This is a genomic window from Nocardioides sp. Z30_9, from assembly GCF_058215735.1.
Window position 1 is genome coordinate 382,910 of sequence record NZ_JBZAJF010000003.1, and the last position, 25,844, is coordinate 408,753.

Below are 25,844 nucleotides of genomic sequence, written 5' to 3' on the forward strand. Positions count from 1 at the left end.
TCAGCGGTACTCGTCGATGAACTGCGCGTAGCGGGTGGCGCCGGTGCCCTCGGCCACGTCGCCCATCCGGAGCACGGTCAGCCCGAGGTAGCCCCAGGTCTCGAAGGCGTCGTTGATCTGGTCCCAGCCGAAGTCGTACTGGACCCCGCCGCTGAGGGCGTTCTCGCCCTTGAGGTCGGTGCCCACCCGGTGGGCGTAGTCGCCGATCCAGCCGACCAGGGTCTTCGCCAGGGAGTGGGGGCGCAGCCCGCTGGCGGTGTCGACGTCGCCGGGGTCGTTGTCGCCCATCTCCAGCGCGGTGAAGTGCATCACCACGTGCCGGCGGGCGATCGGGCGGGAGCCGAGCTCGATGATCCGGGCGTAGCCGTGACCGGTGCGCCAGGCGGACTCGTCCACGCTGGTCTGGATCAGGCCGGTGGTCACCTCGGTCGCCCGCGGGTACGGCGAGCCCGCGCCCATCTGCCAGTGGATGCCGGGCACCTTGTAGCCGATGTCGGCGTGGCGGAACTTCCCGCCCAGCGCCTTGATCACGGTGGTGAGCATCCGCTTGCCGTGGGCGACCAGCGAGCCGTTGTACCAGTCCACGAAGTCGGTGCCGTAGCGCGTGCTGCGGTAGGCGCCGGTCTCGAAGAACGCGTCCGCGTCGGCCGGCGGCCGGATCTGTCGGACCGAGCGGTAGTCGGTGCCCCAGGCCCGGTTGACGCCCCGCAGCGAGCGGTAGCGGTCGATCGCCCACTCCTGGAGGTCCCGAACCGCGAGCGGGGAGTAGGACTGCAGGCCGCCGCGGGTCGGGTAGCCGGTGCCCGTGTCGTGGCTGTTGTACGACGGGTACCGCAGCTCGCCCGAGGGGCCGAGCGAGACGTTGATCTCGGTGATGTCGCGGCCGAACTTCTTCGCGAAGTGACGGGTGAACGCCTTGGTGAAGTCGCGGTACTCACCGGCCACCAGCCGGTCCGCCCAGCCCTGCACCGTCTCGGCCGACCAGTTGCCCTGCTCGCTGCGGTGCTGGAGCCCCTTGGGCCCGATGCGGACCCCGTCGAGGGTGCGGCCGGCGTACTTCTTCCACAGCCAGCCGGGCAGCAGGCTGGTGTAGTCGTCGCCGACGTTGCCGCCGCACTGGTGGAAGGAGAAGATCGGCGCGATGTCGAGGCCCGCGGCGGTGATCGTCGAGAACACGCGGTCGTAGTAGCTCCAGTCGAACCGGTTGTCGGCCCGTCCCTCGACGTCGCCCCACCAGACGTCGACGCTGACCGCGTCCACGCCGTACGCCTTGACCGAGGCCAGGTCGCTGCGGAAGTCGGCCCAGTCGGTCACCTTGAGCGGCGCCATCACGTTGGCGCTGAAGTCAGGGTTGCCGCGTGCCACCGGGCCCGGGGGCCGCGGGGCGTCGGCCGCCGCCGCGGGCACCGCCCATAGCGTGGCCGAGACAGCCAGGGAGACGGCCAGCGAGCTGGCCAGTGCGATGGTCGGTGCGGCGAACTTCCTGGTCCACGAGCCCATCTCCGCATGCTGCCACCACTCGCCGGGAGTCGCCAGAGGTCGCCGAGCCCCTCGCCGGTTAGACTCAGACGCTGTGCCCGACCAGGTCGGGCCCCAGCTACTCTCAGCAGCCGCTCACCAGCCCCCGACCCCCCGAAGGTGCGAGATACCCGCATGGCAACGACGAACGACCTGAAGAACGGCATGGTGCTCAAGCTCGACGGCCAGCTCTGGCAGGTCATGTGGTTCCAGCACCACAAGCCCGGCAAGGGCGGCGCGGTCGTGCGCAGCAAGCTGCGGAGCATCAGCTCGGGCAAGACCGTCGACCGCACCTTCAACGCCGACGTCAAGGTCGAGGTGGCCAGCGTCGACAAGCGGACGATGCAGTACCTCTACAACGACGGCACCTCGTTCGTGTTCATGGACACCGGCACCTACGAGCAGCTGGAGGTCTCCCCGGAGGTCGTCGGCGACGCCACCAACTTCCTGCTGGAGAACCAGGAGGCCCTGGTCGCCACCAACGAGGGCGAGGTCCTCTACATCGAGCTCCCGGCCTCGGTCGAGCTCGAGGTGCAGTACACCGAGCCCGGCCTGCAGGGCGACCGGTCCACCGGCGGCACCAAGCCGGCGACGCTGGAGACAGGCCACCAGATCTCGGTGCCGCTGTTCATCACCACCGGCGAGAAGATCAAGGTGGACACGCGCGACTCGTCCTACCTGGGCCGCGTCAGCAGCTGATGGGGTCCGCGGAATGAGCGCGCGTTCGAAGGCCCGCAAGAGGGCGCTGGACGTCCTCTTCGCCTCGGAGATGCGCAACCGCTCCACGGTGGAGGCGCTGCAGGAGCAGGCGGAGGCAGGAGCGGTCAACGAGTACACCGTCGAGCTGGTGCAGGGTGTCACCGAGCACCGCGCTCGGCTCGACGAGGTGATCGCCGGCTACGCGCAGGGCTGGACGCTGGACCGGATGCCGGCGGTGGACCGCAACGTGCTCAGGCTGGCGACGTTCGAGGTCCTGTACGTCGACGACGTGCCCGCCGCCGTGGCGGTCTCCGAGGCACTGAACCTGGTGCGCGACCTGTCCACGGACGAGTCGCCTGCGTTCGTCAACGGCGTGCTCGGCAACATCGTCCGCGACAGCGACACCCTCGCCCGGTGACGGCCGGTTCCGGCAGGATGGCCGGGTGACCCCCGAAACGAAGCCTCCCGTCCCCGACGCAGCGATCACCACTCCCGACGGGTTCCCCGAGGGCTGGACCGCTCGGGTCCCGCTCCTGGAGGACCTCGAGGTCCTGGTCGCCCTGCGCGGCGCCGACCGCCTCGCCCACACGGGGTCGTCCTCGGTGGACCGCGAGGCGATCGAGTCCGAGGTCGCCGGACCGGCGTCCTGGACGCGCCGCCAGCTGCTGGCGATCAGCCCCGACGGACGCCCGGGCGCCTGGGTCGTCGTACACGACCGGGCCGCGGGCCGCACCATGGTCGCGCTGTACGTCGACCGCTCCCTCGAGGAGGCCACAGCCCTCGCCGGAGCGCTCTACAAGTGGGCCGAGGAGCAGGCCGAGGAGATCTCCAAGCTGCGCGAGGTCGACGGCACCCGCCTCGACGCGAGCCCGTTCGCGGACGACACCCTGCAGCAGCAGTGGCTGGCGGACGCGGGGTACTCCAAGCGCCGTACGTGGCCGCAGATGACCCGCCCCGTGGTGCCCGAGGAAGCGACGTCGCTGCCCGGGCCGCGGGAGGGCGTGACCCTGCGGCGGGTCGCCTCTCACGAGAACGGCCTCCCGGTCGCCAGTGACCTCCAGCTGGTGCACGAGATGCTGGAGTCCTCCTTCGAGGACCACTTCAACTCCTACCGGGAGAGCTTCCCGGAGTTCCTCCAGCGCCTGCGCGAGGACCCCGGCCACCGCTGGGACCACTGGTGGCTGGCGTTCGTCGAGGGTGACGACGGCCAGCCGCTGGCCGCGGGGGCGCTCGTGGGGACGGTGCTGCCGGAGAACGCCGAGGGCCACGAGGGCAGCTACGTCGAGTACATCGGCGTGCACCGCGACGCCCGCGGGCGCGGGGTGGCCAAGGCCCTGCTGCACGCCGTGATCGCCGACGCCGCTCGCCGGGGTCGCGACCGGGTCGGGCTCGAGGTCGACTCGGACTCACCGACCGGTGCCGACGGCCTCTACGCCTCGATGGGCTGGAAGACCAGCTACGTCCTGGAGTCGTGGTTCAAGGATCTCGACTTCTCGTGACCGACGCGGGGGTGATGGGCCGCGAGGCCGAGCAGAGCGACTGGCTCGACCACGCCGTCCGGGCCGGCCTGGTGGCCTACGGAGTCGTGCACCTGCTGATCGCCTGGATCGCCGTCCAGCTCGCCCTCGGCGACCGCGAGGAGCAGGCCAGCACCCAGGGCGCGCTGCAGGAGCTGGCTAGCAAGCCGTTCGGCCAGACGATGGTCTGGGCGATCGCTGCGGGCATGTTCCTGCTCGTCGCCTGGCGCCTCCTCGAGGCGGTCTTCGGCCACCGCGACGAGGACGGCTTCGACCGGGTCCGCAAACGGGCGGTCTCCGCGGGCAAGGCATGCGTGTTCGTGGTCCTCGGCGTGAGCGCCGTACGGGTCGCGATCGGGTCCGGCGGCTCGGGTGACGGCTCCAAGGGGATCACCGCCAGGCTGATGGGGCTCCCCGCCGGGCCCTGGATCGTGGGCGCGGTCGGCCTCGCCGTGATCGGGTACGCCGTGGTGCTGGCCTGGCAGGGCTGGACGGAGAAGTTCGCGGAGCGGCTCGAGACCGAGGGCAAGCTCGGCTACAGCGGAGCGGCCTACCTGCTGCTCGGCAAGGTCGGCCACATCGCCAAGGGGATCGCCTTCGCCATCGTCGGCGGGCTGTTCTGCTACGCGGGGATCACCCACGACCCCAAGGAGTCCGGTGGGCTCGACGCGGCGCTGCTGAAGGTGCTCGAGCAGCCGTTCGGCCCCTACCTGCTCGTCGCGATCGGTCTCGGCATCGGCTGCTACGGGGTGTTCTGCTTCGCCCAGGCCCGCCACCTCGACCGCTGAGGCACTGGTGGCGCTGGGCAGGGGCCGGCACCGGTTCACCGGCGCGATCGCCGGCGCCGGCTCGACGAGCGGCGTGCGCGTCGTGGTCGGCCACTGGCGCGACTCGCCGCTGGGCAGCTTCACCGACGTGATGCTCGCCGAGCCCGACGGCACCCGGGTCCTGCTCGCCCCAGACGAGGAGGTCGCGGACTTCGTGTCCACGACCTACCACTTCGACAGCGTCGTGACCGGGTCGGTCAGCGCCGAGGTCGGTGACCGTTCCTGGCACGTGCTGGCACCGGGGCTCGACCTCACCCTGCGCGTGGGCAGCCGGACGTCGCTTGGCCGGCTGCTGCGACTGGTGCCGGCCCGCGTGGCCACGGCTCCGACGTGGGCGCGGGTGACCGACCCCGTGGCCCGGTTGCTGCTGCGCGGCGTACGCACCCGGGGCACGGCCGGCAACCGCCGCCGCGAGTTCTACGGCGCCACCGACCTCCACCGGGTCACCGGCCTCCGTGGCACCTGGCACGGAGCCGACCTCGGCGACCTCGCCCCCGTATCCCCCGAGCCCCGCTTCGGCTTCGGCTCCACGCCCCAGCGCCCCTCGGTCACGGACCTGGTCACCACCATCGACGTGGGTTCGTCGAGTAGCTGAGCGGCCCCTCCGCGCAGACGCGCGGACAGAAGTTCGAGCCGGGTGCCGGTCTCGCACCGGTTTGCACCACCCTCGACGAGGCGATCCAGAACTAGTGTCCGCGCGTATGCGGCTCGTCGGCTGGAAGGGGGAGACTGTGGCGATGGCGAACAACACATGTGACGTGGTGGTCATCGGGCTGGGGCCGGGTGGGGAGGCGACGGCGACTGCGCTGGCCAAGGCCGGTCTCTCCGTGGTCGCGGTCGAGGAGCGCCTGGTCGGGGGTGAGTGCCCGTACTACGGCTGCATCCCGAGCAAGATGATCGTCCGGGCCGCCGACGTGCTCGCGGAGGCGCGACGCGTCGAGGGACTCGCCGGAGAGGCCGACGTGCGGCCCGACTGGGGCGAGGTCCACGCCCGGATCCGTGACGAGGCCACCGACGACTGGAACGACAAGGTCGCCGTCGACCGGCTCGTCGCGGCCGGAGTCACCTTCGTCCGGGGCCGCGGGAGGCTGGTCGGCCCCCGCACCGTGCAGGTAGGAGACGACGTCTACGAGGCTGCGACCGGGGTGGTGCTCAACCCCGGTACGTCGCCCGCGGCTCCGCCGATCGAGGGCCTCGCCGAGACGCCGTACTGGACAAACCGCGACATCCTCCGGATCGAGTCACTGCCCGGCTCCCTCGCCGTCATCGGCGGCGGCCCCATCGGCGCCGAGCTCGCCCAGGCGCTGGGCCGGTTCGGCGTCCGGGTCACGGTGCTCGAGGTGGGGGAGCGGATCCTGGGGCCCGAGGAGCCGGAGTCGAGCAGGCTGCTCGCCGACGTCTTCGCCGACGAGGGCATCGAGGTGCTCACCGGGGTGAGCATCAGCTCGGTCTCCCACGACGACGGGCGCTTCCGGGTCGTGCTCGAGGACCGGGAGATCGACGCGGAGCAGCTGCTGGTCGCGGCTGGTCGCCGGCCCAACCTCACCGACCTCGGCCTGGAGACGGTCGGCCTCGACCCTGGTGCGCGCACGATCGAGGTGGACGAGCGGCTGCGTGCCGCGGACGGGCTGTGGGCGCTCGGCGACGTGGTGGGCCACGGTGCGTTCACGCACGTGTCGATGTACCAGTCGGCGATCCTGGTGCGCGACATCCTCGGCCAGGACGGTCCCGCCGCCGACTACCGGGCGCTGCCGCACGTCACCTTCACCGACCCCGAGGTCGGCTCGGTCGGGATGACGGAGAAGCAGGCGCGCGCCGCCGGACTCGAGGTGCGGGTCGGGCTCACCGACCTCGCCTCGTCCACGCGCGGCTGGATCGCCCGCACCCACGGCCTGATCAAGCTCGTCGAGGACGCCGACCGCGGCGTCCTCGTCGGTGCCACTGCGGTCGGGCCCAGCGGCGGGGAGATCCTCGGGATGCTCACCACCGCGGTGCACGCGGAGGTCCCGACGGACACGTTGCGGTCGATGATCTACGCCTACCCGACGTTCCACCGCGCGGTCGAGAGCGCGCTCGCCGACCTCTCCTGACGTGTCCGCGCACACACCCGGGGCGCCGTCAGAGCACCAGTCGCCGGGCGCGGAGGTCGTCGTACGCCGGGCGGCAGGCCTCGGCGACCGCGGCGTCGTGGTCGCTGAGCCGGAGCTCGCGCGGACGCCACGGCTCGAAGCCGGTGGAGGCGAGGACCGCGTCGTACCAGTGGGGCGCCCAGACGCCGTCCGACTCGCGCGGGCCCGCCGGCCAGGACAGCATCCGGTCGGTGAAGGCGATCCCGAGCCAGTCGCACAGCCACCGCAGGTGCCGCTCGGGGTCGCGCAGGAAGTCGCCCGCGTCGATCACCGGTGAGTCCTCAGGCAGCGCCGCGAGCAGCGGCAGCTGCTGGAGCAGGCCGATGTCCTCGGGCTCGCACGTCTCGCGCGACCGGACGTAGGAGGCCACCACCTCGGCCGGGTCCCGGATCAGCAGGACGTTGCGGAAGTGGCTCACCCAACCCAGGTCGAGGTCCGCTGGGAGGTGGTGGGTCATGTGCTTGGTGTAGTGCACCGGTGCGGAGTCGTCGGTGGTGAGCAACTTGATGACCTCGTCGGCCTCGGTCGGCTGTGACGCGATCACCTCGTCGCGGCCGGGGTGCTCGAGGCCCGTCCGGACGAGGTACTCGGCGTAGAACGGCTCGTCCACGACCACGGTGTCCGGGCGGTTCTCCCACGACCTCATCATGGCCGTCGAAATATTTCTGGGCCCACTCCACATGGCCACCCGGACGGTCATCCGCGCGACCCCACGTCGGCGGCCACGTGCTCCTTGTAGAGCGACTGCAGCCGCTCCACGACCGGCCCGCGCTGCCCCGAGCCGATCGTGCGGCCGTCGACGGTGCGCACCGGGACCACCCCGGCGAAGGTCCCGGTCACGAACGCCTCCGCGGCGTTGTAGACGTCGGTGAGGCTGAACGTGGTCTCCCGCGCGGGGATGTCGTTGCCCCGGCAGACCTCGAGCACGTTCGCGCGGGTGATCCCGGCCAGGCAGAACCGGCCGTCGGAGGTCCACACCTCCCCGGCCCGGGTGACGATGAAGAAGTGGGTGCTGTTGCACGTGGCCACGAACCCCTGCGGATCGAGCATCAGCGCCTCGTCCGCCCCGGCCGTGTAGGCCTGGATGCACGCCTGGATGTCGTTGAGCTTGCTGTGCGCGTTCAGCTTGGGGTCCAGCGTGTCCGGCGTGGCCCGGCGGACGTGGGTGGTGAACAGGGTGATCCCCTCGGTGACGGTGGCCGGCAGGGGCTCCTTGTGCTCGGCGATGATCACCACGGTCGCGGGTCCGATGGTCACCCTCGGGTCCTGGTACGGCGTCGACTTCACCCCGCGCGTCACCATCAGCCGCACGTGCACGCCGTCGGTCATCTCGTTGGCCCGCAGCGTCGCGTAGATCGCCTCGGTCAGCTCCTCGCGGCTCATCCCGAGATCGAGCATCAGCGCCCGGGCGCCCTCCTCGAGCCGGTCGAGGTGCTGGTCGAGGAAGGCGGGGTGGCCCGAGGCGACCCGCAGCCCCTCCCAGACGCCGTCGCCGAGGACGAACCCGGAGTCGAAGACCGAGACCACCGCGCGTTCGCGGGGGAGCAGCTCCCCGTTGACCCAGATCAGGATCGAGGCGTTGCGCGGGTCGTCGGAGGAGTGCTGCGTGCCGGTGGTGGTGCTGCCCGATGTCATGCGAGCACCCTAGGAGGCGGGCGGCTCCGCGAGCAGCGTGCGACACCACAGATCGGTGACCGTGGCGACGTAGTCCTGCGGCGAGCGGCCACGGGCGGTGGTGAGCAGGTAGAACTCCGGGCTGTTCGTGGTCCACACGAGGTGGGCGACCTGGTCGTCGGTGAGGTCCTCGCGGAGCTCCCCGGTCGCCCGCAGGTCGCGTGCGAGCACCAGCATGTTGGTGGCCCGGCGCTCGTTGAGGCCCTCCCAGACCTTGCGGCACTCGGCGTCGCCCTGGGCGGCCACCCGCAGGGACTCCGCAAGCGGGACGGTGTCGGGGAAGAGCCGGCCGAGCGCCTCGGCGTACGTCGTCAGCTTGGCCCGGGCGCCGACCGCGGACCGGACCGCGCGCACGTAGTCGCGCTGCTCGGCGGGGACCGGTTCCTCGGCGCTGCCCAGCACCATGTCGTGGACGGCCAGGAGCAGCTGGGGCTTGCGTCCCACGCTGGCGTAGAGCGTGTCCACCGAGACCCCGGCCCGGCGCGCCACGTCGGCGACCGTGGTCTCCGGGTAGCCGCGCTCGGTGAACAGGTCGCGCGCGGCCAGCAGCACGGCACGGCGGGTCGCGGCTGCCTGCTCCTCGCGCCGCGGGGAGCGGTAGCGACGGGGGCCGTTGACGGGTGCGGTCATGCGGCCTACCGTAGCAATATTCGTCCGAAGTCAGTTCGGATCAACCTTGGGAGCAGCCATGGGCGACAGCATCGTGGTGCACACCGCAGGAGACGGGCCCGGCACCTGGGCCATGGGATCGCTGTTCGAGCACCTGGTCAGTGCGGGGGAGACCGGCGGGGGCTACGCGATGTCGCTGGTGACCCAGCCACCGGGGATCGCGACGCCACTGCACCGGCACACCCAGGAGGCCGAGGCGCTGTTCGTCCTCGCGGGAGAGATCGAGTACCGCGCGGGCGAGGAGACGCACCACCTCGCCGGTGGGTCCTTCCTGCACCTGCCGCTGGGGACGCCGCACGCCTTCCGGATCCGGGGCGACGGGCCGGCCCGCTTCCTGAGCCTCACCGCTCCCGGAGGCCTGATGGGGCTCTACGACGAGGTGGGGGTGCCGGCCACCAGGATGGAGATCCCGGCGCCGGGCGAGGGGCGTTCCATGGAGGAGGAGATCGGCCGCTGGAACGAGGTCGCGCCCCGCTACGGGCTCGAGGTCCTCGGGCCGCCGCTCCCGGAGTAGTCCGGCCCGCCACCAGGCCGAGTCGCGTCCGGAGGTGCCCGGACGGGCTGCTAGTCTCGGTCCCGATCGACATCCTTTAACGAGCCGTCCTGTGAGGCGGAGAAGGAGGTCCGGCGCGATGGTTCCTGCCCGACCCGCACCTGTACCTACAGCAACCACAGACGCTGTCCCCGATGGACGAACCGTCCTCGACGCCCGTGACATCTCCCGGGCCCTGACCCGCATCTCGCACGAGATCCTCGAGCGCAACAAGGGTCTCGACGATCTCGTCCTCCTCGGCATCCCCACGCGTGGCGTCCACCTCGCGCGGCGCATCGCCGAGCGGATCGCGAAGGTCGAGGGCGCCGAGGTCCCGCTCGGCACACTGGACATCACGATGTACCGCGACGACCTGCGCAGGCACCCGGCGCGCGAGCCGCACCACACCCGGATGCCTCCCGGCGGCGTGGACGGCAAGGTCGTCGTGCTCGTGGACGACGTGCTCTTCTCCGGCCGCACGGTCCGCGCCGCGCTCGACGCGATGAACGACCTCGGCAGGCCCGCGACGGTGCGGCTCGCCGTACTCGTGGACCGCGGGCACCGCGAGCTCCCGATCCGCGCCGACCACGTCGGCAAGAACCTGCCCAGCTCGCGCAGCGAGCGGGTGATGGTCCGCCTCGAGGAGTCCGACGGGTACGACGAGGTCCGGATCGCCCCGATGGCGGGGCAGGCGGTGACCCCGGAGGCCGGGGCCGACGAGGGGGGACTGCCCGCATGAACAAGCACCTGCTCTCCATCGACGACCTCAGCGTGGCCGACGTCGAGGCCCTGTTCGACACGGCGGCCGAGATGCACGATGTGCAGCGCCGCTCGGTCAAGAAGCTGCCCGCGCTCCGTGGCCGGACCGTGGTCAACCTGTTCTTCGAGGACTCGACCCGCACCCGCTCCTCCTTCGAGATCGCCGGCAAGTGGCTCTCCGCGGACGTCATCAACGTCTCCGGCAAGGGATCGAGCGTGAGCAAGGGCGAGAGCCTGCGCGACACGGTGCTCACGGTCGCCGCGATGGGGGTCGACGGCCTCGTCATCCGGCACGGCGCCAGCGGTGCCGCGCAGCAGGTGAGCCAGTGGACCGACGCCGTGGTGATCAACGCCGGCGACGGGATGCACGAGCACCCCACCCAGGCGCTGCTCGACGCCTACACCCTGCGCCGCCGGCTCGGGACCCTGGAGGACCAGCACGTGGTGATCGTCGGCGACGTCACCCACAGCCGGGTCTTCCGCAGCAACGTGCTGCTGCTGACCAAGCTCGGTGCCCGGGTGACCGTGGTGGCGCCGCCGACCCTGATGCCGGCAGGAGTCACCGCCTGGTCGAAGGACGCCGGCTTCGCGACCACCTACGACCTCGACCCGGTGCTGCCCGAGGCCGACGCGGTGATGATGCTCCGCGTCCAACGCGAGCGGATGCACGGCGCCTACTTCCCCAGCGCGCGGGAGTACACCGTGGGCTACGGCCTCACCCGCGACCGGCTCGCCGTGCTCAAGCCGGACGCGCCGATCTGTCACCCCGGCCCGATGAACCGCGGGCTCGAGATCGCCGCCGACGCGGCCGACGCCGCGCAGTCCGCGGTGCTCGACCAGGTCTCGGCCGGCGTCGCGATCCGGATGTCGGTGCTCTACCACCTGCTCGCAGGAGAAGGGAGTGCGGCGTGAGTACCCCTACGCAGGCACTGATCATCAAGGGGGCCGCGCCGCTGGGCGAGCAGCCCCAGGACCTGTACGTCGCGGACGGGGTCCTCGTCGCCGAGGAGCCCGAGGACGCCCGAGTCATCGACGCCGAAGGCCTCGTCGCGCTGCCCGGACTGGTCGACCTGCACACCCACCTGCGCGAGCCGGGTCGCGAGGACGCCGAGACCGTGCTCACCGGGTCGAGGGCGGCCGCGCTGGGCGGGTTCACCGCCGTGCTGGCGATGGCCAACACCTCGCCGGTGACCGACACCGCCGAGGCCGCCGAGCGCATCCTCGACCTCGGTCGCGCTGCCGGGCTGGTCGACGTGCAGCCGGTCGGCGCGGTGACCCGCGGCCTCGCCGGGGAGGAGCTCGCCGAGCTCGGGCTGATGGCGCGGTCGCGCGCCAGGGTGCGGGTGTTCTCCGACGACGGCAAGTGCGTGCACGACCCGCGGGTGATGCGGCGTGCGCTGGAGTACGTCCGCGGGTTCGGCGGCGTCGTCTCCCAGCACTCGCAGGACCCCGACCTCGCCGGGCCCACCGCCTGCTGCCACGAAGGTGAGCTCTCCGGCCGCCTCGGGCTGCCCGGCTGGCCCGGGATCGCCGAGGAGACCATCGTGGCCCGCGACGTGATGCTCGCGCGGCACACCAACAGCCGGGTGCACGTCGCCCACGTCTCGACCGCCGGCTCGGTCGAGGTGCTCCGCTGGGCCAAGGCCCAAGGGATCGACGTGACCGCCGAGGTCACCCCGCACCACCTGATGCTGACCGCCGACCTGCTCACCGGCTACGACCCCGTCTACAAGGTGAACCCGCCGCTGCGCCCCGACGAGGACGTCGCCGCGCTGCGCGAGGCGCTCGCCGACGGCACCATCGACGCGGTCGCCACCGACCACGCGCCGCACGCCCGGCACGACAAGCAGCACGCGTTCGTCGACGCCGCCTTCGGGATGCTCGGCCTCGAGACCGCCCTGTCGGTGGTCAGCGACGTGATGGTCGCCTCCGGGGCGATGTCGTGGGCCGACGTGGCCCGGGTGATGTCGCAGAACCCCGCCCGGATCGCCGGGCTCGAGGGCCACGGCGGCACGCTGGGCGTCGGCCAGCCGGCCAACGTCACCCTGGTCGACCCGGCCGCAGTCGTGGTGGTGGACGCGACGAGCTCGGCCTCGCTGTCGCGCAACAACCCGTGGCACGAGCGCAAGCTCACCGGCGCAGTCGTCGCCACCGTGCTGCGCGGAGTCCCCACCGTCCTCGACGGGAGCCTGGTCTGAATGGGGCTGTTCCGCAGGCGCCCGCGCACCGACGGGCTGCCCGACCTGGTCCCGGTGCCCAAGATGGCGGACCTCCCGCCGCACAAGCTGCAGTCCCCGGCGCGCTACCTCGGCACGCTCACCGCGTCCGGCGAGAAGGTCGTCGGCAAGACGCTCTCGGCGAAGAGCTCCTCGCGGCTGCACCTGTCCGAGGAGGCCCTCGACGTGGTCCGGATGGCCGGGTCCTTCCGGATCCCGGCCGCGGCCCTGCGCGGCGCCACCTCGGCGGGGGAGTTCGACGGCACCGGCAGCGACGCGCTGCTGGTCGTCCGGTGGGAGCACGGTGAGCAGCAGTGGCGCACCGGCTTCCGGCTGGAGGCAGGCAAGGCAGGCAGGGCCGACAAGGCACGCACCGCACCCGACGCCGACCGGTGGGTGCGCACGATCTCGAAGATGACACGCAAGTCAGCGCAGGGCCAGCACGCTGGCCAGGAAAAGGGAGAAGCATGAGCGACGCGATCCTCGTTCTCGAGGACGGACGGGTGTTCCGGGGCGAGTCCTACGGGGCCACCGGCGAGACCTTCGGCGAGGCGGTGTTCTCCACCGGGATGACCGGCTACCAGGAGACGCTCACCGACCCGTCGTACCACCGGCAGGTCGTGGTGATGACCAGCCCGCACATCGGCAACACCGGCATGAACGACGAGGACATCGAGTCGCGCCGGATCTGGGTCAGCGGGTACGTCGTCCGCGACCCCGCGCGCATCCCGTCCAACTGGCGCTCCACGCGCTCGCTCGACGACGAGCTGCGCGAGCAGGGGGTCGTCGGGATCAGCGGGATCGACACCCGCGCCCTGACCCGCCACCTGCGCGAGCGCGGGGCGATGCGGGTGGGCATCTCCTCGGCGACCTCCGACGTCGAGTCGTTGCTCGCCCGGGTCCGCGAGTCGGGCGAGATGGCCGGCAGCGAGCTCGCCGGCGAGGTCTCCACGAAGGAGGCCTACGTGGTCCCGGCGATCGGCGAGAAGCGGTTCACCGTCGCGGCGCTCGACCTGGGCATCAAGTCGAACACCCCGCGGATGATGGCCGAGCGCGGCATCGAGGTCCACGTGCTGCCGGCGACCTCCACCCTCGAGGACGTGCAGGCGGTCGGGGAGTCCGGCCCGGACGGACTGTTCTTCTCCAACGGCCCCGGTGACCCGGCCGCGACGACCCACCAGATCGCGCTGCTCCAGGGGGCGCTGGAGGCGGGGCTGCCCTACTTCGGGATCTGCTTCGGCAACCAGCTCTTCGGCCGGGCGCTCGGCTTCGGCACCTTCAAGCTCAAGTACGGCCACCGCGGGATCAACCAGCCGGTGATGGACCGCACCACCGGCAAGGTCGAGGTCACCGCCCACAACCACGGCTTCGCCGTCGACGCCCCGCTCGACGGGTCGACCGAGACCCCCTACGGGACGGCCACGGTGAGCCACGTGTGCCTCAACGACGACGTCGTCGAGGGCCTCGAACTCCGAGATGACGAGGGCAACCTGAAGAGCTTCTCGGTCCAGTACCACCCCGAGGCAGCAGCCGGCCCGCACGACGCGGCGTACCTCTTCGACAGGTTCACCGACCTGATGACCGCAACTTCACCGGAAGGTTCCATCTGATGCCGAAGCGCGAGGACATCAAGAGCGTGCTCGTGATCGGCTCCGGGCCGATCGTGATCGGGCAGGCAGCCGAGTTCGACTACTCCGGCACCCAGGCCTGCCGGGTGCTGCGCGAGGAGGGCCTGCGGGTCATCCTGGTGAACTCCAACCCGGCCACGATCATGACCGACCCCGAGTTCGCCGACGCGACCTACGTGGAGCCGATCAACGCGGAGTACGTCGAGAAGGTGATCGAGAAGGAGCGCCCCGACGCGCTGCTCGCCACGCTGGGCGGCCAGACCGCGCTGAACACCGCGATGGACCTCGACCGGCTCGGCGTCCTGGAGAAGTACGGCGTGGAGCTGATCGGAGCCTCCATCGAGGCGATCAACCGCGGCGAGAACCGCGAGTCGTTCAAGAAGATCGTCGAGGAGCTCGGCGGCGAGGTGGCCCGCTCGGTGGTGTGCCACACCCTCGAGGAGTGCGTCGAGGCGTCCAAGGACCTCGGCTGGCCGATGGTGGTGCGCCCGAGCTTCACCATGGGCGGCACCGGCTCCGGGATGGCCTACAACGCGGAGGACCTGGACCGGATCGCGGGTGCGGGCCTGGCCGCCAGCCCGACCACCGAGGTGCTCCTGGAGGAGTCGATCATCGGCTGGAAGGAGTACGAGCTCGAGGTGATGCGCGACACCGCCGACAACGTGGTGATCGTGTGCTCCATCGAGAACCTCGACCCGATGGGCGTGCACACCGGTGACTCGATCACCGTGGCACCCGCGATGACGCTGACCGACCGCGAGTACCAGTACCTGCGCGACCTCTCCATCGGCATCATCCGCTCGGTGGGCGTCGACACCGGTGGCTGCAACATCCAGTTCGCGGTCAACCCCGCCGACGGCCGGGTCGTCGTGATCGAGATGAACCCGCGGGTCTCGCGCTCCAGCGCGCTGGCCTCGAAGGCCACCGGCTTCCCGATCGCGAAGATCGCCGCCAAGGTCGCGATCGGCTACACCCTCGACGAGATCCCCAACGACATCACCAAGGAGACCCCGGCCAGCTTCGAGCCGACCCTGGACTACGTCGTGGTCAAGGTCCCGCGATTCGCGTTCGAGAAGTTCCCGGCCGCCGACCCCACGCTGACCACCCACATGAAGTCGGTCGGCGAGGCGATGGCGATCGGGCGCAACTTCACCGAGGCGCTGCAGAAGGCGCTGCGCTCGCTGGAGGCCCCGACCTCGGGCGTCGGCAAGGCTGTCTTCGACTGGAGCCACCGGCTGGTCGAGCTCGACAAGGACACCCTGCTCCAGCAGGCCAGCAGGCCGCACGACGGCCGGCTGCGCGTGGTGATGGACGCGCTGCGCGCCGGGGCGACGGCACAGGAGGTGCACGACGCCACCGGCATCGACCCGTGGTTCGTCGACCAGCTGTGCCTGATCAACGAGATCGCCCAGGAGATCATCGCCGCCGAGGAGCTCACGCCCGCGCTCCTGCGCCGGGCCAAGCGGCACGGGTTCTCCGACGGCCAGCTCGGCAAGATCCGCGACATGAAGGAGGACGTGGTCCGCGGGGTGCGGCACGCGCTCGGTGTACGCCCCGTCTACAAGACCGTGGACACCTGCGCCGCCGAGTTCGCCGCGAAGACGCCCTACCACTACAGCTCCTACGACGAGGAGACCGAGGTGGCCCCGCGCGAGAAGCCGGCGGTGATCATCCTGGGCTCCGGGCCCAACCGGATCGGTCAGGGCATCGAGTTCGACTACTCCTGCGTGCACGCCAGCCTCGCGCTGCACGAGGCCGGCTACGAGACCGTGATGGTCAACTGCAACCCCGAGACGGTCTCCACCGACTACGACACCTCCGACCGGCTGTACTTCGAGCCGCTCACCCTCGAGGACGTGCTCGAGATCGTGCACGCCGAGTCCAAGGCGGGCCCGATCGCGGGCGTGATCTGCCAGCTCGGCGGGCAGACCCCGCTCGCCCTGGCCCAGGGGCTGGAGGACGCCGGCGTGAAGATCGTCGGCACCCCGCCGGCCGCGATCCACCTCGCGGAGGAGCGCGGCGCGTTCGGCCGGGTCCTCGCCGAGGCCGGCCTGCCGGCTCCCAAGCACGGGATGGCGACGTCGTTCCCCGAGGCGCAGCAGATCGCCGCCACGATCGGGTACCCGGTGCTGGTGCGGCCGTCGTACGTCCTGGGCGGTCGCGGCATGGAGATCGTGTACGACGACGAGTCGCTGAGCGGCTACATCCAGCGCGCGACCGAGATCAGCCCCGAGCACCCGGTGCTCGTCGACCGGTTCATCGACGACGCGGTGGAGATCGACGTCGACGCACTCTTCGACGGCACCGACCTCTACCTCGGCGGCGTGATGGAGCACATCGAGGAGGCCGGCATCCACTCCGGCGACTCCTCCTGCGCGCTCCCGCCGATCACGCTGGGCAGGGAGGAGATCGCTCGGATCCGCGAGGCCACCGAGGGGATCGCCCGCGGTGTCGGCGTCCTCGGACTGCTGAACATCCAGTTCGCACTGGGCTCCGACGTGCTCTACGTGCTCGAGGCCAACCCGCGGGCGAGCCGCACGGTGCCGTTCGTGTCCAAGGCGACCGCCCGCCCGCTGGCCAAGGCGGCGGCGCGGATCATGCTCGGCGAGACCATCGCCGACCTGCGTGCCGAAGGCGTCCTGGCCGCCACCGGGGACGGCGGCGACCTGCCCGGCGACGCCCCGATCGCGGTCAAGGAGGCCGTGATGCCCTTCAACCGGTTCAAGACGACCGAGGGCAAGAACGTGGACGCGATCCTCGGCCCGGAGATGCGCTCGACCGGCGAGGTTATGGGCTTCGACGCCGACTTCGGCAAGGCCTTCGCGAAGGCCCAGACGGCGGCGTACGGCTCCCTGCCGCTGACCGGACGGGTGTTCGTCTCGGTGGCCAACCGCGACAAGCGCAGCATGATCTTCCCGATCAAGCGGCTCGCGGACATGGGCTACGAGATCCTGGCCACCGTGGGGACGGCGGAGGTGCTGCGGCGCAACGGCGTCTCGGCGAGCGTGGTGCGCAAGCACAGCGAGGGCGACGCCGAGGACGGCGAGAAGACGATCGTCGGCAGGATCCTCGACGGTGAGGTCGACCTGGTCGTGAACACGCCCCACGGCAGCACGAGCGGCGGCTCGCCGCGGCTGGACGGCTACGAGATCCGCACCGCGGCGATCACCAGGAACATCCCGTGCATCACCACCGTGCAGGGTCTGGGTGCCGCCGTGCAGGGCATCGAGGCGATGCGGGCCTCCGACATCGGGGTCCGCTCCCTGCAGGACTGGGCTCGGTGAGCCTGTACCGGCAGCTCTTCGACCGGGTGCTGACCAGGACCGACCCCGAGTCCGCGCACCACGTCGCCTTCCGAGCCATCCGGGCCGCCCGGCCGCTGACCCGCGTGGTCGGCGCCCGGGCGCGCCGGGGTTGGGCGCCCGGGACCCACACGGTGATGGGACTGCAGTTCCCCGGGCTGCTCGGGCTCGCCGCCGGGTTCGACAAGAACGGTGAGGGATTCGACGCCCTGGCCGACCTGGGCTTCGGGTTCGTCGAGATCGGCACGGTGACCGGTGAGCCGCAGCCCGGGAACCCGCGGCCGCGACTGGCGCGGCTGCCGGCCGACCGGGCCATCGTCAACCGGATGGGCTTCAACAACCAGGGCGCCGAGGAGGTCGCACGCAGGCTCGCCTCGCGCCGCCTGGACCGCACCGGCCGCAGCGGGAGCGTTCCCCTGGGGATCAACATCGGCAAGACCAAGGTGGTGCCCGAGGACGCGGCGATCGCCGACTACGAGAAGAGCACCACGCTGCTCGCGCCGTTCGCCGACTACCTCGTGGTCAACGTCTCCTCCCCGAACACCCCGGGCCTGCGCGACCTGCAGGCCGTGGCCCGGCTCGAGCCGCTGCTGAGCGCCGTACGCCGCCGCAGCGACGACGTGTCGCCGGGGCACGTGCCGCTCCTGGTGAAGATCGCGCCCGACCTCAGCGACGAGGACGTGCTCGCGGTGGCGGACCTGGCGCTCGAGCTGGGCCTCGACGGGATCGTGGCGACCAACACCACCATCTCGCGGGCGGGCCTGGCCTCCACCCCCGCCGAGGTGGAGGCCGCCGGGGCCGGTGGCCTCTCGGGACCACCGCTTCGCGCACGGGCCGACGAGGTGATCCGGCTGCTGCGCGGCCGGGTCGGCGACCGGCTGGCGCTGATCGGCGTGGGCGGCATCAGCTCGACCGAGGACGCCCTGGACCGACTGGCCGCCGGCGCCGACCTGGTGCAGGCCTACACCGGGTTCGTCTTCGAAGGACCCTGGTGGCCCTCGAGGACGAACGCGCAGATCTCGGCGAGGATGCAGGCAACCAGAGCAGTGGGGGAGCAGCCATGACCGGTACCCGTCCGGCGCAGGACCAGCAGGCGCCCGTGCCCTTCGGTGCCCGCCTCCAGGAGGCGATGGACGGCCGCGGACCGCTGTGCGTGGGGATCGATCCCCACGTCGGCCTGCTGGACGCCTGGGGCCTGACCGACTCGGTCAACGGCCTGGAGAAGTTCGCCCTCCGCGCCGCCGAGGAGCTCGCGCCCCGGGTGGCCGCGATCAAGCCACAGTCGGCGTTCTTCGAGCGGTTCGGCGCACGGGGGATCGGCGTCCTCGAGCGGGTGGTCGAGACCTGCCGGGAGGCCGGCGCGCTGGTGGTGCTCGACGTGAAGCGCGGAGACATCGGCTCCACCGCCCAGGCCTATGCCGACGCCTACCTCGACCCCCGGTCCCCGATGGCGGTCGACGCGATCACGGCCACGCCCTATCTCGGCTTCGGCAGCCTCGCCCCCATGATCGAGACGGCGCGCGAGCACGGCACCGGGGTCTTCGTCCTGGCGCTGACCTCCAACCCGGAGGCGCCTGCGTTCCAGCACGCCCGCACCGAGGCCGGAGCCAGCGTCGCCGGCACCGTCCTCGACGAGCTTCGCGGCCTCAACGCGGCGGCGGGCACGCTCGGGTCCTTCGGGGCTGTCGTGGGGGCGACCATCCAGGACACCGCCGAGGACCTGGCGATCAACGGGCCCCTGCTGGTGCCGGGCATCGGCGCGCAGGGCGGCACGGTCGACGACGTACGCCGCATCTTCGGCGACGTGATCGACCTGGTGCTGCCCTCGAGCTCGCGGGAGATCCTCGGCGCCGGCCCGGACGGGGCGTCGCTGGTCGCGGCCGCGGGACGCTCGCTGGACGCCTTCATCGCCCTGCGGGACGGTCGGTGAGGCGTTCCCGGGTGGCTACGGTCCTCCTGGCCCTGCTGCTCCCGCTCGTGGGCTGTGGCGGCCAGGACTACTGCGGTGCTCTGGAGTCCGACCGCAAGCAGATCGCGGAGCTGCTGGCCTCGGGGTCGCCGACCGGCCTCCTCGAGGGACTGCCGATGTGGCGCGACCTCGCCGAGAGCTCCCCGGACGACCTCACCGACGAGTGGCAGGTCTTCCTCGGTGCGCTGGAAGGGCTCGACGACGCCCTGGAGGACGCCGGGGTGGAGCCCGCGGACTTCGTGGACAGCCAGCCCCCGGCCGGGCTCGGCGCGGCCGACCAGAAGGCGATCGCGGCCGCCGCCGACCAGATCGGCACCGAGGACGTCGTCGCGGCCTCGAAGGGGATCGAGACCCAGGCCCGCGACGTCTGCAAGATCAACCTGGGGCAGTGACGCCCAGCGGGTCCGCGGCACCGCCGAGGACCGTGCAGATGCACACGCGTGGTGACGTTGATCTCGACCCAGCACGACCAGAGGCCCCTCGCGTTGCAGGGTCCGGCGGGCCGTGACTAGATTGCCGGGTGTCCGAGAGATCCGGGCATCCTTTCCCCCAAGCACATTCCCACTTTTCACCCAGTCATGTCCCACCCGCTCGAAGCAGTCGAGCAGGAAGTCGAGGAAACCGCAGTGGCCTTGCCGCCCCTCACCCCCGAGCAGCGCCAGGCTGCTCTCGACAAGGCAGCAGCTTCCCGACGGGAGCGCGCCGAGGTCAAGAACCGCCTCAAGCACTCCGGTGCCACCATCGCCGAGGTCGTCGAGGAGGCCGGCACCAACGAGGTCATCGGCAAGATGCGGGTCAAGGAGCTCCTCCAGTCCATGCCCGGCATCGGCAAGGTCCGCGCCCAGCAGGTGATGGAGAAGCTGAAGATCTCCGAGTCCCGCCGGGTGCGCGGCCTCGGCGTCAAGCAGGTCGCGGCACTGGTCGAGGAGTTCTCCTCCGAGTGATCGCGCCGACCTGGACCTGCTGGTGACTGCCTCCCGGCTCACCGTCCTCGCGGGACCCACCGCGGTGGGCAAGGGCACGCTCACCGCCTGGGTTCGCGAGCACCACCCCGAGATCTGGATCTCGGTCTCCGCGACGACCCGGCGCCGGCGTCCCGGCGAGCAGGACGGCGTGCACTACCACTTCGTCACCGACGCCGAGTTCGACCGGATGGTCGAGGACGACGAGCTGCTGGAGTGGGCCGTGGTCCACCGCGGCGCCCGTTACGGCACCCCGCGACGACCGGTCGAGGAAGCCGTCGCCGCCGGCCGGCCGGCCCTGCTGGAGATCGACCTCCAGGGTGCCCGGCAGGTGCGCGAGCGGATGCCCGAGGCGCTGTTCGTCTTCCTGGCGCCCCCTTCCTGGGAGGAGCTGGTGCGTCGCCTGGTCGGCCGCGGCACCGAGGACGAGGCCGAGCGGGAGCGCCGCCTGGAGAGCGCACGGGCGGAGCTGGCGGCCGAGTCGGAGTTCGACGTCACCATCGTCAACCGCAAGATTCACGCTGCAGGCGAGGAATTGGTAGAGTTGATGCAGTCCGGGGTCCATCCCGGATCGTGACCGCCCGCCAAGTTGCCTTGGCGCGTCTGCGCAGAACCACCTCTTCGTTAGTGAGGCTCGATGAGCTTGTCCGGTGCCCAGCCAGTTGCCCCCGTCGCCGAGGGGATCACCAACCCCCCGATCGACGACCTGCTGACCAAGACCGACTCCAAGTACAAGCTGGTGCTCTACAGCGCCAAGCGTGCACGTCAGATCAACGCGTACTACTCCCAGCTCGGCGAGGGCCTGCTCGAGTACGTCGGCCCGCTCGTGGACACCCACGTGCAGGAGAAGCCGCTGTCCATCGCGCTTCGCGAGATCAACGCCGACCTGCTCACCTGTGAGGACATCGACCCCGACGAGGCTGCCGCCGAGGCGCTCGCCGCATCCGTGCCCGCTCCGCAGGCACCCGCGGCCGACCCGGCCAGCGAGTAGCAAGCAGCCCCGCGTGGAACACGCTGTGTCCCGCCCTCGCGTCGTCCTCGGCGTGAGCGGCGGGATTGCTGCGTACAAGGCCTGCGAGCTGCTGCGCCGGCTCACCGAGTCCGGCCACGACGTCACCGTCGTACCCACCGCCTCGGCGCTGGAGTTCGTCGGGGCGCCCACCTGGGCCGCGCTGTCCGGCAAGCCGGTCAGCACCACGGTGTGGGCCGACGTCCACGAGGTGCCCCACGTGCGGATCGGCCAGTCGGCCGACCTGGTCGTGGTGGCTCCGGCGACCGCCGACCTGCTCGCCAAGGCCGCGCACGGCCTGGCCGACGACCTGCTCACCAACACCTTGCTCACCGCCCGCTGCCCGGTGGTCTTCGCCCCGGCGATGCACACCGAGATGTGGGAGCACCCCGCTACCCAGGCCAACGTGGCCACGCTTCGCTCCCGTGGCGCAGTCGTGATCGAGCCCGCCGAGGGCCGGCTCACCGGCGCCGACACGGGCAAGGGCCGGCTGCCGGACCCGGGCGAGATCTTCTGGGTGGCCACCGACCTGCTGGCTCGCGCTGGGCGGCAGCAGGGAGCGCCGGTCCAGGACCTGGCCGGGATGCGGGTCGTGGTCTCGGCAGGCGGCACCCGCGAGTACCTCGACCCGGTCCGGTTCATCGGCAACCGGTCCTCGGGACTGCAGGGATACGCCCTCGCCCGCACCGCGGCCGCCCGCGGGGCCGAGGTCACCCTGGTCGCGGCCAACGTGAGCCTGCCCGACCCCGCCGGGGTGAAGGTGGTCCGGGTGGAGACGACGGCCCAGCTGCGGGACCAGGTCCTCGAGGCAGCGTCGGCCGCGGACGCCGTGGTGATGGCGGCAGCGCCCGCCGACTTCCGTCCCGAGAGCAGCAGCACCTCGAAGATCAAGAAGTCCGAGGACGGCACAGCACCGGAGATCCGGCTGACCCAGAATCCCGACATCCTGGCCCACCTCGCCTCGGAGCGGCCCAACGAGCACATCGTCGTGGTCGGCTTCGCCGCCGAGACCGGCGACGAGAGCGGCAGCGTGATGGAGCACGCACGCGCCAAGCTCGCCCGCAAGGGGTGCGACCTGCTGGTGGTCAACGACGTGGGCGGGGGAGCGGTGTTCGGGTCGACCGACAACGAGGCGGTCGTGCTCGCCGCCGACGGGAGCGCGGTCACCGTCCCGCTCGGGTCGAAGGCAGCGCTGGCCCACGTGATCTGGGACCGGGTAGCGGACCTGCGCCCGTCCACGGAGTCGTCCGACACCCAGTGAGACGGGTGTCTGAGCCGTGAGACGGTCAGTTAGGCTCGGCCCGCCGAGAAGCGGCACGATCGGCTGCCACGAGTCGTGCACCCCACCGCGTAGGAGTTTGAAGTGACCGGACGACTGTTCACATCCGAGTCCGTGACCGAAGGTCACCCGGACAAGATCGCCGACGCGATCAGCGACACGGTCCTGGACTACCTGCTCGCGAACGACTCGGACACCGCGAACCTCCGCGTGGCGGTGGAGACCATGCTGACCACCGGGCTGGTCGTGGTGGCGGGCGAGGTGCGCACCAACGCCTACGCGCCGGTCGCCGACCTGGTCCGCAAGAAGATCCTGGAGATCGGCTACGACTCCTCCGTCAAGGGCTTCGACGGCAAGTCCTGCGGCGTACAGGTCGCCATCGGCGGCCAGTCCGCCGACATCGCCGCCGGCGTGGACCACGGCCACGAGTCGCGGGTGAGCGAGTCCTCCGACGAGCTCGACAAGCAGGGCGCGGGCGACCAGGGGCTGATGTTCGGCTACGCCTCCGACGACACCCCCGAGCTGATGCCGCTGCCGATCACCATCGCGCACCGCCTCGCCGAGCGGCTCACCGAGGTCCGCAAGGACGGCACGCTGGGCTACCTGCGCCCGGACGGCAAGACCCAGGTCACCATCGAGTACGACGAGAACGACCGCCCGGTCCGGGTGGACACCGTGGTGCTCTCCACCCAGCACGCGGACGACGTGACCCTGGAGCGGCTGGAGGCCGACGTCAAGGAGCACGTGATCGACCACGTGCTCGCCGGCTTCGAGATCCCCTCCGAGGACTACCGCCTGCTCGTCAACCCGACCGGCGTGTTCGTCGTCGGGGGACCGATGGGTGACGCCGGCCTGACCGGTCGCAAGATCATCGTGGACACCTACGGCGGCATGGCCCGTCACGGTGGCGGGGCGTTCTCCGGCAAGGACCCGTCCAAGGTGGACCGCTCCGCGGCGTACGCCATGCGCTGGGTGGCCAAGAACATCGTCGCCGCCGGGCTGGCCCGTCGCGCCGAGGTCCAGGTCGCCTACGCGATCGGCAAGGCGCAGCCCGTGGGCGTCTTCGTGCAGACCTTCGGCACCGGCATCGTCTCCGACGAGGTCATCCAGAAGGCAGTCCTCGAGGTCTTCGACCTGCGGCCCGCCGCGATCATCCGCGACCTCGACCTGCTCCGGCCGATCTACGCCCAGACCGCTGCCTACGGGCACTTCGGGCGCGAGCTCGACGACTTCACCTGGGAGCGCACCGACCGCGCCGAGAAGCTCAAGGCCGCCGCGGGCGCCTGAGCCTGCTGCTCGGGCTGGCTTCGGGCTTCCTCGGGTTGGGCCGGCCGGTTTCCCAGGTCTAGAACCTGGGAAACCGGACCCGCGCGCGCTATATCTCTCCGGACCCGCGCGGTGCTAGTTTCGCGGGCATCGAGCGCCGGGTACCCGGCCTCGTCACCCCGGAGGTCCCGCATGCGTCGGTCCCGTCTCGTCCTGCCCACCCTGCTGGCCGTGTCGCTGGCCCTGGTGGGACTCTCCGCCCCGGGCGCGACGGCCACGAGGAAGCTGCCGCCGAAGGCGCACACCCCGACCAAGGTGGTCGTCATCGTGGTCGACGGGCTGAACCGCGAGATCGTCGAGAAGTACAAGATGCGCAACGTGCAGGCGTTGATGCGCACCGGCGCGGACGCGCCGAACTCCTACCTCGGGCACCTCGGTGCGGTCACCGTGGTCACCCACAACGTGATCACCACCGGGGCGCTGCCCAAGAACATGGGTTGGGCCGACGAGGGCTACCGCGACGTCGACGGGGTGCTCCCCGACAACCCGGACAGACCCGGCAACATGTGGCTGACCAGCAACTTCTCCGAGAAGGAGATCTTCCCGCTGCAGGAGCACGCGGGCTACCCGAAGCTCGCGGAGTACCTCCACGCCAAGCGCCCCGGCTCCACCGTGGTCGCGATCAGCCCGAAGTCGTACGCCGCCTGGGGACTCGGCGGCGCGCACGCGGACAGGACGATCACGTTCTCGGGCCGGTCCTACAACTGCGACGGCGCGGCGGCGAACAACTGGCGCGGCCCCGCCGGCATCGGTGTGCCCGCCTACCTCTCCGCTCCCGAGTGCGGCCGCTTCTACGTCAACTCGCCGTCCTCGCTGAAGTACGACACCGACGTCTCGCCGGCCTGGATGTACCCCCTGGACGGGAACCGGTACACGGTCGGCACCGACCCGGCCCACCAGGGCGGGGACGTGTGGGCGGCCGACGCGGCGATCGCCACGATGAAGAACGAGCGCAAGTGGAGCGGCGTGTTCGTCACGCTCCCGGGCGTGGACAAGGCGGCGCACATGTGGGGCGCCATGGACGACCCGGGCGGCCCCGTCCCGATGACGCACATGGACGCGTCCACCCAGGTCGCCGACCAGCAGGTCGGCAAGATCATGAGCCACCTGCGCAGCACCGGCGAGATCGAGGACACCCTGGTCGTGCTGACCTCCGACCACGGCTCGGTCCCCGGCCGGCACTTCCACGGCAAGGACGCCGCCGGCCAGGGCTACTACAACTGGTACTACGGCAGCCTGGAGAACGACGAGTACCTCGACCCGCAGGACGCCCTGAAGCCGCTGGTGGCCACCGGCAACGTGGCGATGACCTACTCCGACTCGATGGTCCGCGCCTGGCTGAAGGACCAGTCCCCGGCGAAGGTCAAGCAGGCCGCGGCCGTGATGGCGAAGATGCCGGGCGTCTCCGCGGTGTGGAAGCGGCACGGGGGCCACTTCGACCGGGTGACCCCGGTGCGCTGGGACCGGATGCCCTCGAAGGGGGAGCGGGCCTGGTTCAAGAGCAAGGCCCAGGAGCTGCTGAACACCACCGCGGCCGACCACGGCGCCGACGTGATCGCCACGCTGGTCGACGACACGACGTACTCGGTCAAGGGCGACCACGGCGGCATCCAGCGCCGCTCCCAGCAGATCCCGATCCTCTTCGCCGGGGCCAACGTGGGGTCCAAGGACCTCAAGGGTGGCGTCCGGTCGGTCGACATCGTGCCGACGATCCTCAAGGCGATGAAGATCAAGCCCACGCACCGCCTCGACGGCCGGGCCTACGAGCTGCCGAAGCGCTGACCGCCGGGGTGCGCGGGACCTGTCACTCCCGGGTGAAAGCATGCGCG

Annotated in this window: 26 protein-coding genes; 22 read left to right on the forward strand and 4 right to left on the reverse strand. The window is 71.3% G+C overall.

Annotation, left to right across the window (positions count from 1 at the left end):
• Positions 1-1,500 carry a family 14 glycosylhydrolase gene (locus tag AC4BGB_RS20365; RefSeq protein ID WP_490548814.1) on the reverse strand — a complete coding sequence of 500 codons (1,500 nt, stop codon included), beginning with the start codon at positions 1,498-1,500 and terminating at the stop codon, positions 1-3.
• A gap of 153 nt (positions 1,501-1,653) precedes the next feature.
• Here AC4BGB_RS20365 and efp point away from each other — a divergent pair, with 153 nt between their 5' ends.
• The 6 genes from efp (at position 1,654) to AC4BGB_RS20395 (ending at position 6,651) form a co-directional block, all read left to right on the forward strand.
• A complete protein-coding gene (efp, locus tag AC4BGB_RS20370) occupies positions 1,654-2,217 on the forward strand; it encodes an elongation factor P (protein WP_490548815.1) in 564 nt (187 codons plus the stop codon).
• A 13-nt stretch (positions 2,218-2,230) separates the two neighbouring features.
• Positions 2,231-2,635: a transcription antitermination factor NusB gene (gene nusB, locus AC4BGB_RS20375; RefSeq protein WP_490548816.1), complete on the forward strand. Its 405-nt coding sequence runs from the start codon at positions 2,231-2,233 to the stop codon at positions 2,633-2,635.
• Positions 2,636-2,660: 25 nt separating this feature from the next.
• Positions 2,661-3,716 carry a GNAT family N-acetyltransferase gene (locus AC4BGB_RS20380; protein WP_490548817.1) on the forward strand — a complete coding sequence of 352 codons (1,056 nt, stop codon included), beginning with the start codon at positions 2,661-2,663 and terminating at the stop codon, positions 3,714-3,716.
• The gene (locus AC4BGB_RS20385; protein WP_490548818.1) at positions 3,713-4,522 is read left to right on the forward strand and encodes a DUF1206 domain-containing protein; all 810 of its coding nucleotides are present in this window, start codon (positions 3,713-3,715) and stop codon (positions 4,520-4,522) included. The genes AC4BGB_RS20380 and AC4BGB_RS20385 overlap by 4 nt, the downstream gene beginning before the upstream one ends.
• 7 nt (positions 4,523-4,529) lie before the next feature.
• Positions 4,530-5,156 carry a hypothetical protein gene (locus AC4BGB_RS20390; RefSeq protein WP_490548819.1) on the forward strand — a complete coding sequence of 209 codons (627 nt, stop codon included), beginning with the start codon at positions 4,530-4,532 and terminating at the stop codon, positions 5,154-5,156.
• Between the two features lie 142 nt (positions 5,157-5,298).
• Positions 5,299-6,651 carry a dihydrolipoyl dehydrogenase family protein gene (locus AC4BGB_RS20395; protein WP_490548820.1) on the forward strand — a complete coding sequence of 451 codons (1,353 nt, stop codon included), beginning with the start codon at positions 5,299-5,301 and terminating at the stop codon, positions 6,649-6,651.
• A 28-nt stretch (positions 6,652-6,679) separates the two neighbouring features.
• Here AC4BGB_RS20395 and AC4BGB_RS20400 read toward each other — a convergent pair whose 3' ends face one another.
• From AC4BGB_RS20400 to AC4BGB_RS20410, 3 genes are read right to left on the reverse strand one after another with little or no spacing between them, the layout of a single operon-like run.
• Complete coding sequence (locus AC4BGB_RS20400) at positions 6,680-7,390, reverse strand: sulfotransferase-like domain-containing protein (RefSeq protein ID WP_490548821.1); 711 nt, start codon at positions 7,388-7,390, stop codon at positions 6,680-6,682.
• Complete coding sequence (locus tag AC4BGB_RS20405) at positions 7,387-8,325, reverse strand: aminotransferase class IV (RefSeq protein WP_490548822.1); 939 nt, start codon at positions 8,323-8,325, stop codon at positions 7,387-7,389. The genes AC4BGB_RS20400 and AC4BGB_RS20405 overlap by 4 nt, the downstream gene beginning before the upstream one ends.
• 9 nt (positions 8,326-8,334) lie before the next feature.
• Entirely contained in the window at positions 8,335-8,994 is a 660-nt protein-coding gene (locus tag AC4BGB_RS20410) for a TetR/AcrR family transcriptional regulator (RefSeq protein ID WP_490548823.1), read from the reverse strand.
• Positions 8,995-9,052: 58 nt separating this feature from the next.
• On the opposite strand from AC4BGB_RS20410, the gene AC4BGB_RS20415 reads away from it, so the two are divergent.
• The 16 genes from AC4BGB_RS20415 (at position 9,053) to AC4BGB_RS20490 (ending at position 25,797) form a co-directional block, all read left to right on the forward strand.
• On the forward strand, positions 9,053-9,547 hold the full coding sequence (locus tag AC4BGB_RS20415; RefSeq protein WP_490548824.1) for a cupin domain-containing protein: 495 nt from the start codon (positions 9,053-9,055) through the stop codon (positions 9,545-9,547).
• Positions 9,548-9,665: 118 nt separating this feature from the next.
• On the forward strand, positions 9,666-10,304 hold the full coding sequence (gene pyrR, locus AC4BGB_RS20420; protein WP_490548825.1) for a bifunctional pyr operon transcriptional regulator/uracil phosphoribosyltransferase PyrR: 639 nt from the start codon (positions 9,666-9,668) through the stop codon (positions 10,302-10,304).
• The gene (locus AC4BGB_RS20425; protein ID WP_490548826.1) at positions 10,301-11,236 is read left to right on the forward strand and encodes an aspartate carbamoyltransferase catalytic subunit; all 936 of its coding nucleotides are present in this window, start codon (positions 10,301-10,303) and stop codon (positions 11,234-11,236) included. Before pyrR ends, AC4BGB_RS20425 begins: the two co-directional genes overlap by 4 nt.
• Positions 11,233-12,522, forward strand: a complete 1,290-nt coding sequence (locus AC4BGB_RS20430; protein ID WP_490548827.1) for a dihydroorotase — start codon at positions 11,233-11,235, stop codon at positions 12,520-12,522. The genes AC4BGB_RS20425 and AC4BGB_RS20430 overlap by 4 nt, the downstream gene beginning before the upstream one ends.
• Positions 12,523-13,011: a PH-like domain-containing protein gene (locus tag AC4BGB_RS20435; RefSeq protein WP_490548828.1), complete on the forward strand. Its 489-nt coding sequence runs from the start codon at positions 12,523-12,525 to the stop codon at positions 13,009-13,011.
• A complete protein-coding gene (gene carA, locus AC4BGB_RS20440) occupies positions 13,008-14,150 on the forward strand; it encodes a glutamine-hydrolyzing carbamoyl-phosphate synthase small subunit (protein ID WP_490548829.1) in 1,143 nt (380 codons plus the stop codon). Before AC4BGB_RS20435 ends, carA begins: the two co-directional genes overlap by 4 nt.
• On the forward strand, positions 14,150-17,452 hold the full coding sequence (gene carB, locus AC4BGB_RS20445) for a carbamoyl-phosphate synthase large subunit (protein ID WP_490548830.1): 3,303 nt from the start codon (positions 14,150-14,152) through the stop codon (positions 17,450-17,452). The genes carA and carB overlap by 1 nt, the downstream gene beginning before the upstream one ends.
• Positions 17,449-18,534 carry a quinone-dependent dihydroorotate dehydrogenase gene (locus tag AC4BGB_RS20450; RefSeq protein ID WP_490548831.1) on the forward strand — a complete coding sequence of 362 codons (1,086 nt, stop codon included), beginning with the start codon at positions 17,449-17,451 and terminating at the stop codon, positions 18,532-18,534. Before carB ends, AC4BGB_RS20450 begins: the two co-directional genes overlap by 4 nt.
• Positions 18,531-19,400 (forward strand): orotidine-5'-phosphate decarboxylase, encoded by an 870-nt coding sequence (pyrF, locus tag AC4BGB_RS20455; RefSeq protein ID WP_490548832.1) that lies wholly within the window; start codon positions 18,531-18,533, stop codon positions 19,398-19,400. Before AC4BGB_RS20450 ends, pyrF begins: the two co-directional genes overlap by 4 nt.
• 11 nt (positions 19,401-19,411) lie before the next feature.
• Complete coding sequence (locus AC4BGB_RS20460; RefSeq protein ID WP_490548833.1) at positions 19,412-19,831, forward strand: hypothetical protein; 420 nt, start codon at positions 19,412-19,414, stop codon at positions 19,829-19,831.
• 234 nt (positions 19,832-20,065) lie between these two features.
• Positions 20,066-20,383, forward strand: a complete 318-nt coding sequence (mihF, locus tag AC4BGB_RS20465; protein WP_490548834.1) for an integration host factor, actinobacterial type — start codon at positions 20,066-20,068, stop codon at positions 20,381-20,383.
• A 22-nt stretch (positions 20,384-20,405) separates the two neighbouring features.
• The gene (gmk, locus tag AC4BGB_RS20470) at positions 20,406-20,978 is read left to right on the forward strand and encodes a guanylate kinase (RefSeq protein WP_490548835.1); all 573 of its coding nucleotides are present in this window, start codon (positions 20,406-20,408) and stop codon (positions 20,976-20,978) included.
• A gap of 60 nt (positions 20,979-21,038) precedes the next feature.
• Positions 21,039-21,392, forward strand: a complete 354-nt coding sequence (rpoZ, locus tag AC4BGB_RS20475; RefSeq protein WP_490548836.1) for a DNA-directed RNA polymerase subunit omega — start codon at positions 21,039-21,041, stop codon at positions 21,390-21,392.
• Between the two features lie 13 nt (positions 21,393-21,405).
• Positions 21,406-22,671, forward strand: a complete 1,266-nt coding sequence (gene coaBC, locus AC4BGB_RS20480) for a bifunctional phosphopantothenoylcysteine decarboxylase/phosphopantothenate--cysteine ligase CoaBC (RefSeq protein ID WP_490548837.1) — start codon at positions 21,406-21,408, stop codon at positions 22,669-22,671.
• A gap of 102 nt (positions 22,672-22,773) precedes the next feature.
• A complete protein-coding gene (metK, locus tag AC4BGB_RS20485; protein WP_490548838.1) occupies positions 22,774-23,976 on the forward strand; it encodes a methionine adenosyltransferase in 1,203 nt (400 codons plus the stop codon).
• 171 nt (positions 23,977-24,147) lie between these two features.
• Complete coding sequence (locus AC4BGB_RS20490; protein ID WP_490548839.1) at positions 24,148-25,797, forward strand: alkaline phosphatase family protein; 1,650 nt, start codon at positions 24,148-24,150, stop codon at positions 25,795-25,797.
• Positions 25,798-25,844: the final 47 nt, after the last annotated feature.

Coding starts and splice junctions, on each gene's coding strand:
- AC4BGB_RS20490 (WP_490548839.1), top strand. CDS start 24,148: ATGCGTCGGTCCCGTCTCGTCCTGCCCACCCTGCTGGCCGTGTCGCTG.
- AC4BGB_RS20415 (WP_490548824.1), top strand. CDS start 9,053: ATGGGCGACAGCATCGTGGTGCACACCGCAGGAGACGGGCCCGGCACC.
- AC4BGB_RS20400 (WP_490548821.1), bottom strand. CDS start 7,390: ATGACCGTCCGGGTGGCCATGTGGAGTGGGCCCAGAAATATTTCGACG.
- AC4BGB_RS20405 (WP_490548822.1), bottom strand. CDS start 8,325: ATGACATCGGGCAGCACCACCACCGGCACGCAGCACTCCTCCGACGAC.
- nusB (WP_490548816.1), top strand. CDS start 2,231: ATGAGCGCGCGTTCGAAGGCCCGCAAGAGGGCGCTGGACGTCCTCTTC.
- rpoZ (WP_490548836.1), top strand. CDS start 21,039: ATGAGCTTGTCCGGTGCCCAGCCAGTTGCCCCCGTCGCCGAGGGGATC.
- efp (WP_490548815.1), top strand. CDS start 1,654: ATGGCAACGACGAACGACCTGAAGAACGGCATGGTGCTCAAGCTCGAC.
- AC4BGB_RS20410 (WP_490548823.1), bottom strand. CDS start 8,994: ATGACCGCACCCGTCAACGGCCCCCGTCGCTACCGCTCCCCGCGGCGC.
- carB (WP_490548830.1), top strand. CDS start 14,150: ATGCCGAAGCGCGAGGACATCAAGAGCGTGCTCGTGATCGGCTCCGGG.
- pyrF (WP_490548832.1), top strand. CDS start 18,531: ATGACCGGTACCCGTCCGGCGCAGGACCAGCAGGCGCCCGTGCCCTTC.
- carA (WP_490548829.1), top strand. CDS start 13,008: ATGAGCGACGCGATCCTCGTTCTCGAGGACGGACGGGTGTTCCGGGGC.
- AC4BGB_RS20395 (WP_490548820.1), top strand. CDS start 5,299: ATGGCGAACAACACATGTGACGTGGTGGTCATCGGGCTGGGGCCGGGT.
- pyrR (WP_490548825.1), top strand. CDS start 9,666: ATGGTTCCTGCCCGACCCGCACCTGTACCTACAGCAACCACAGACGCT.
- AC4BGB_RS20435 (WP_490548828.1), top strand. CDS start 12,523: ATGGGGCTGTTCCGCAGGCGCCCGCGCACCGACGGGCTGCCCGACCTG.
- AC4BGB_RS20365 (WP_490548814.1), bottom strand. CDS start 1,500: ATGGGCTCGTGGACCAGGAAGTTCGCCGCACCGACCATCGCACTGGCC.
- AC4BGB_RS20425 (WP_490548826.1), top strand. CDS start 10,301: ATGAACAAGCACCTGCTCTCCATCGACGACCTCAGCGTGGCCGACGTC.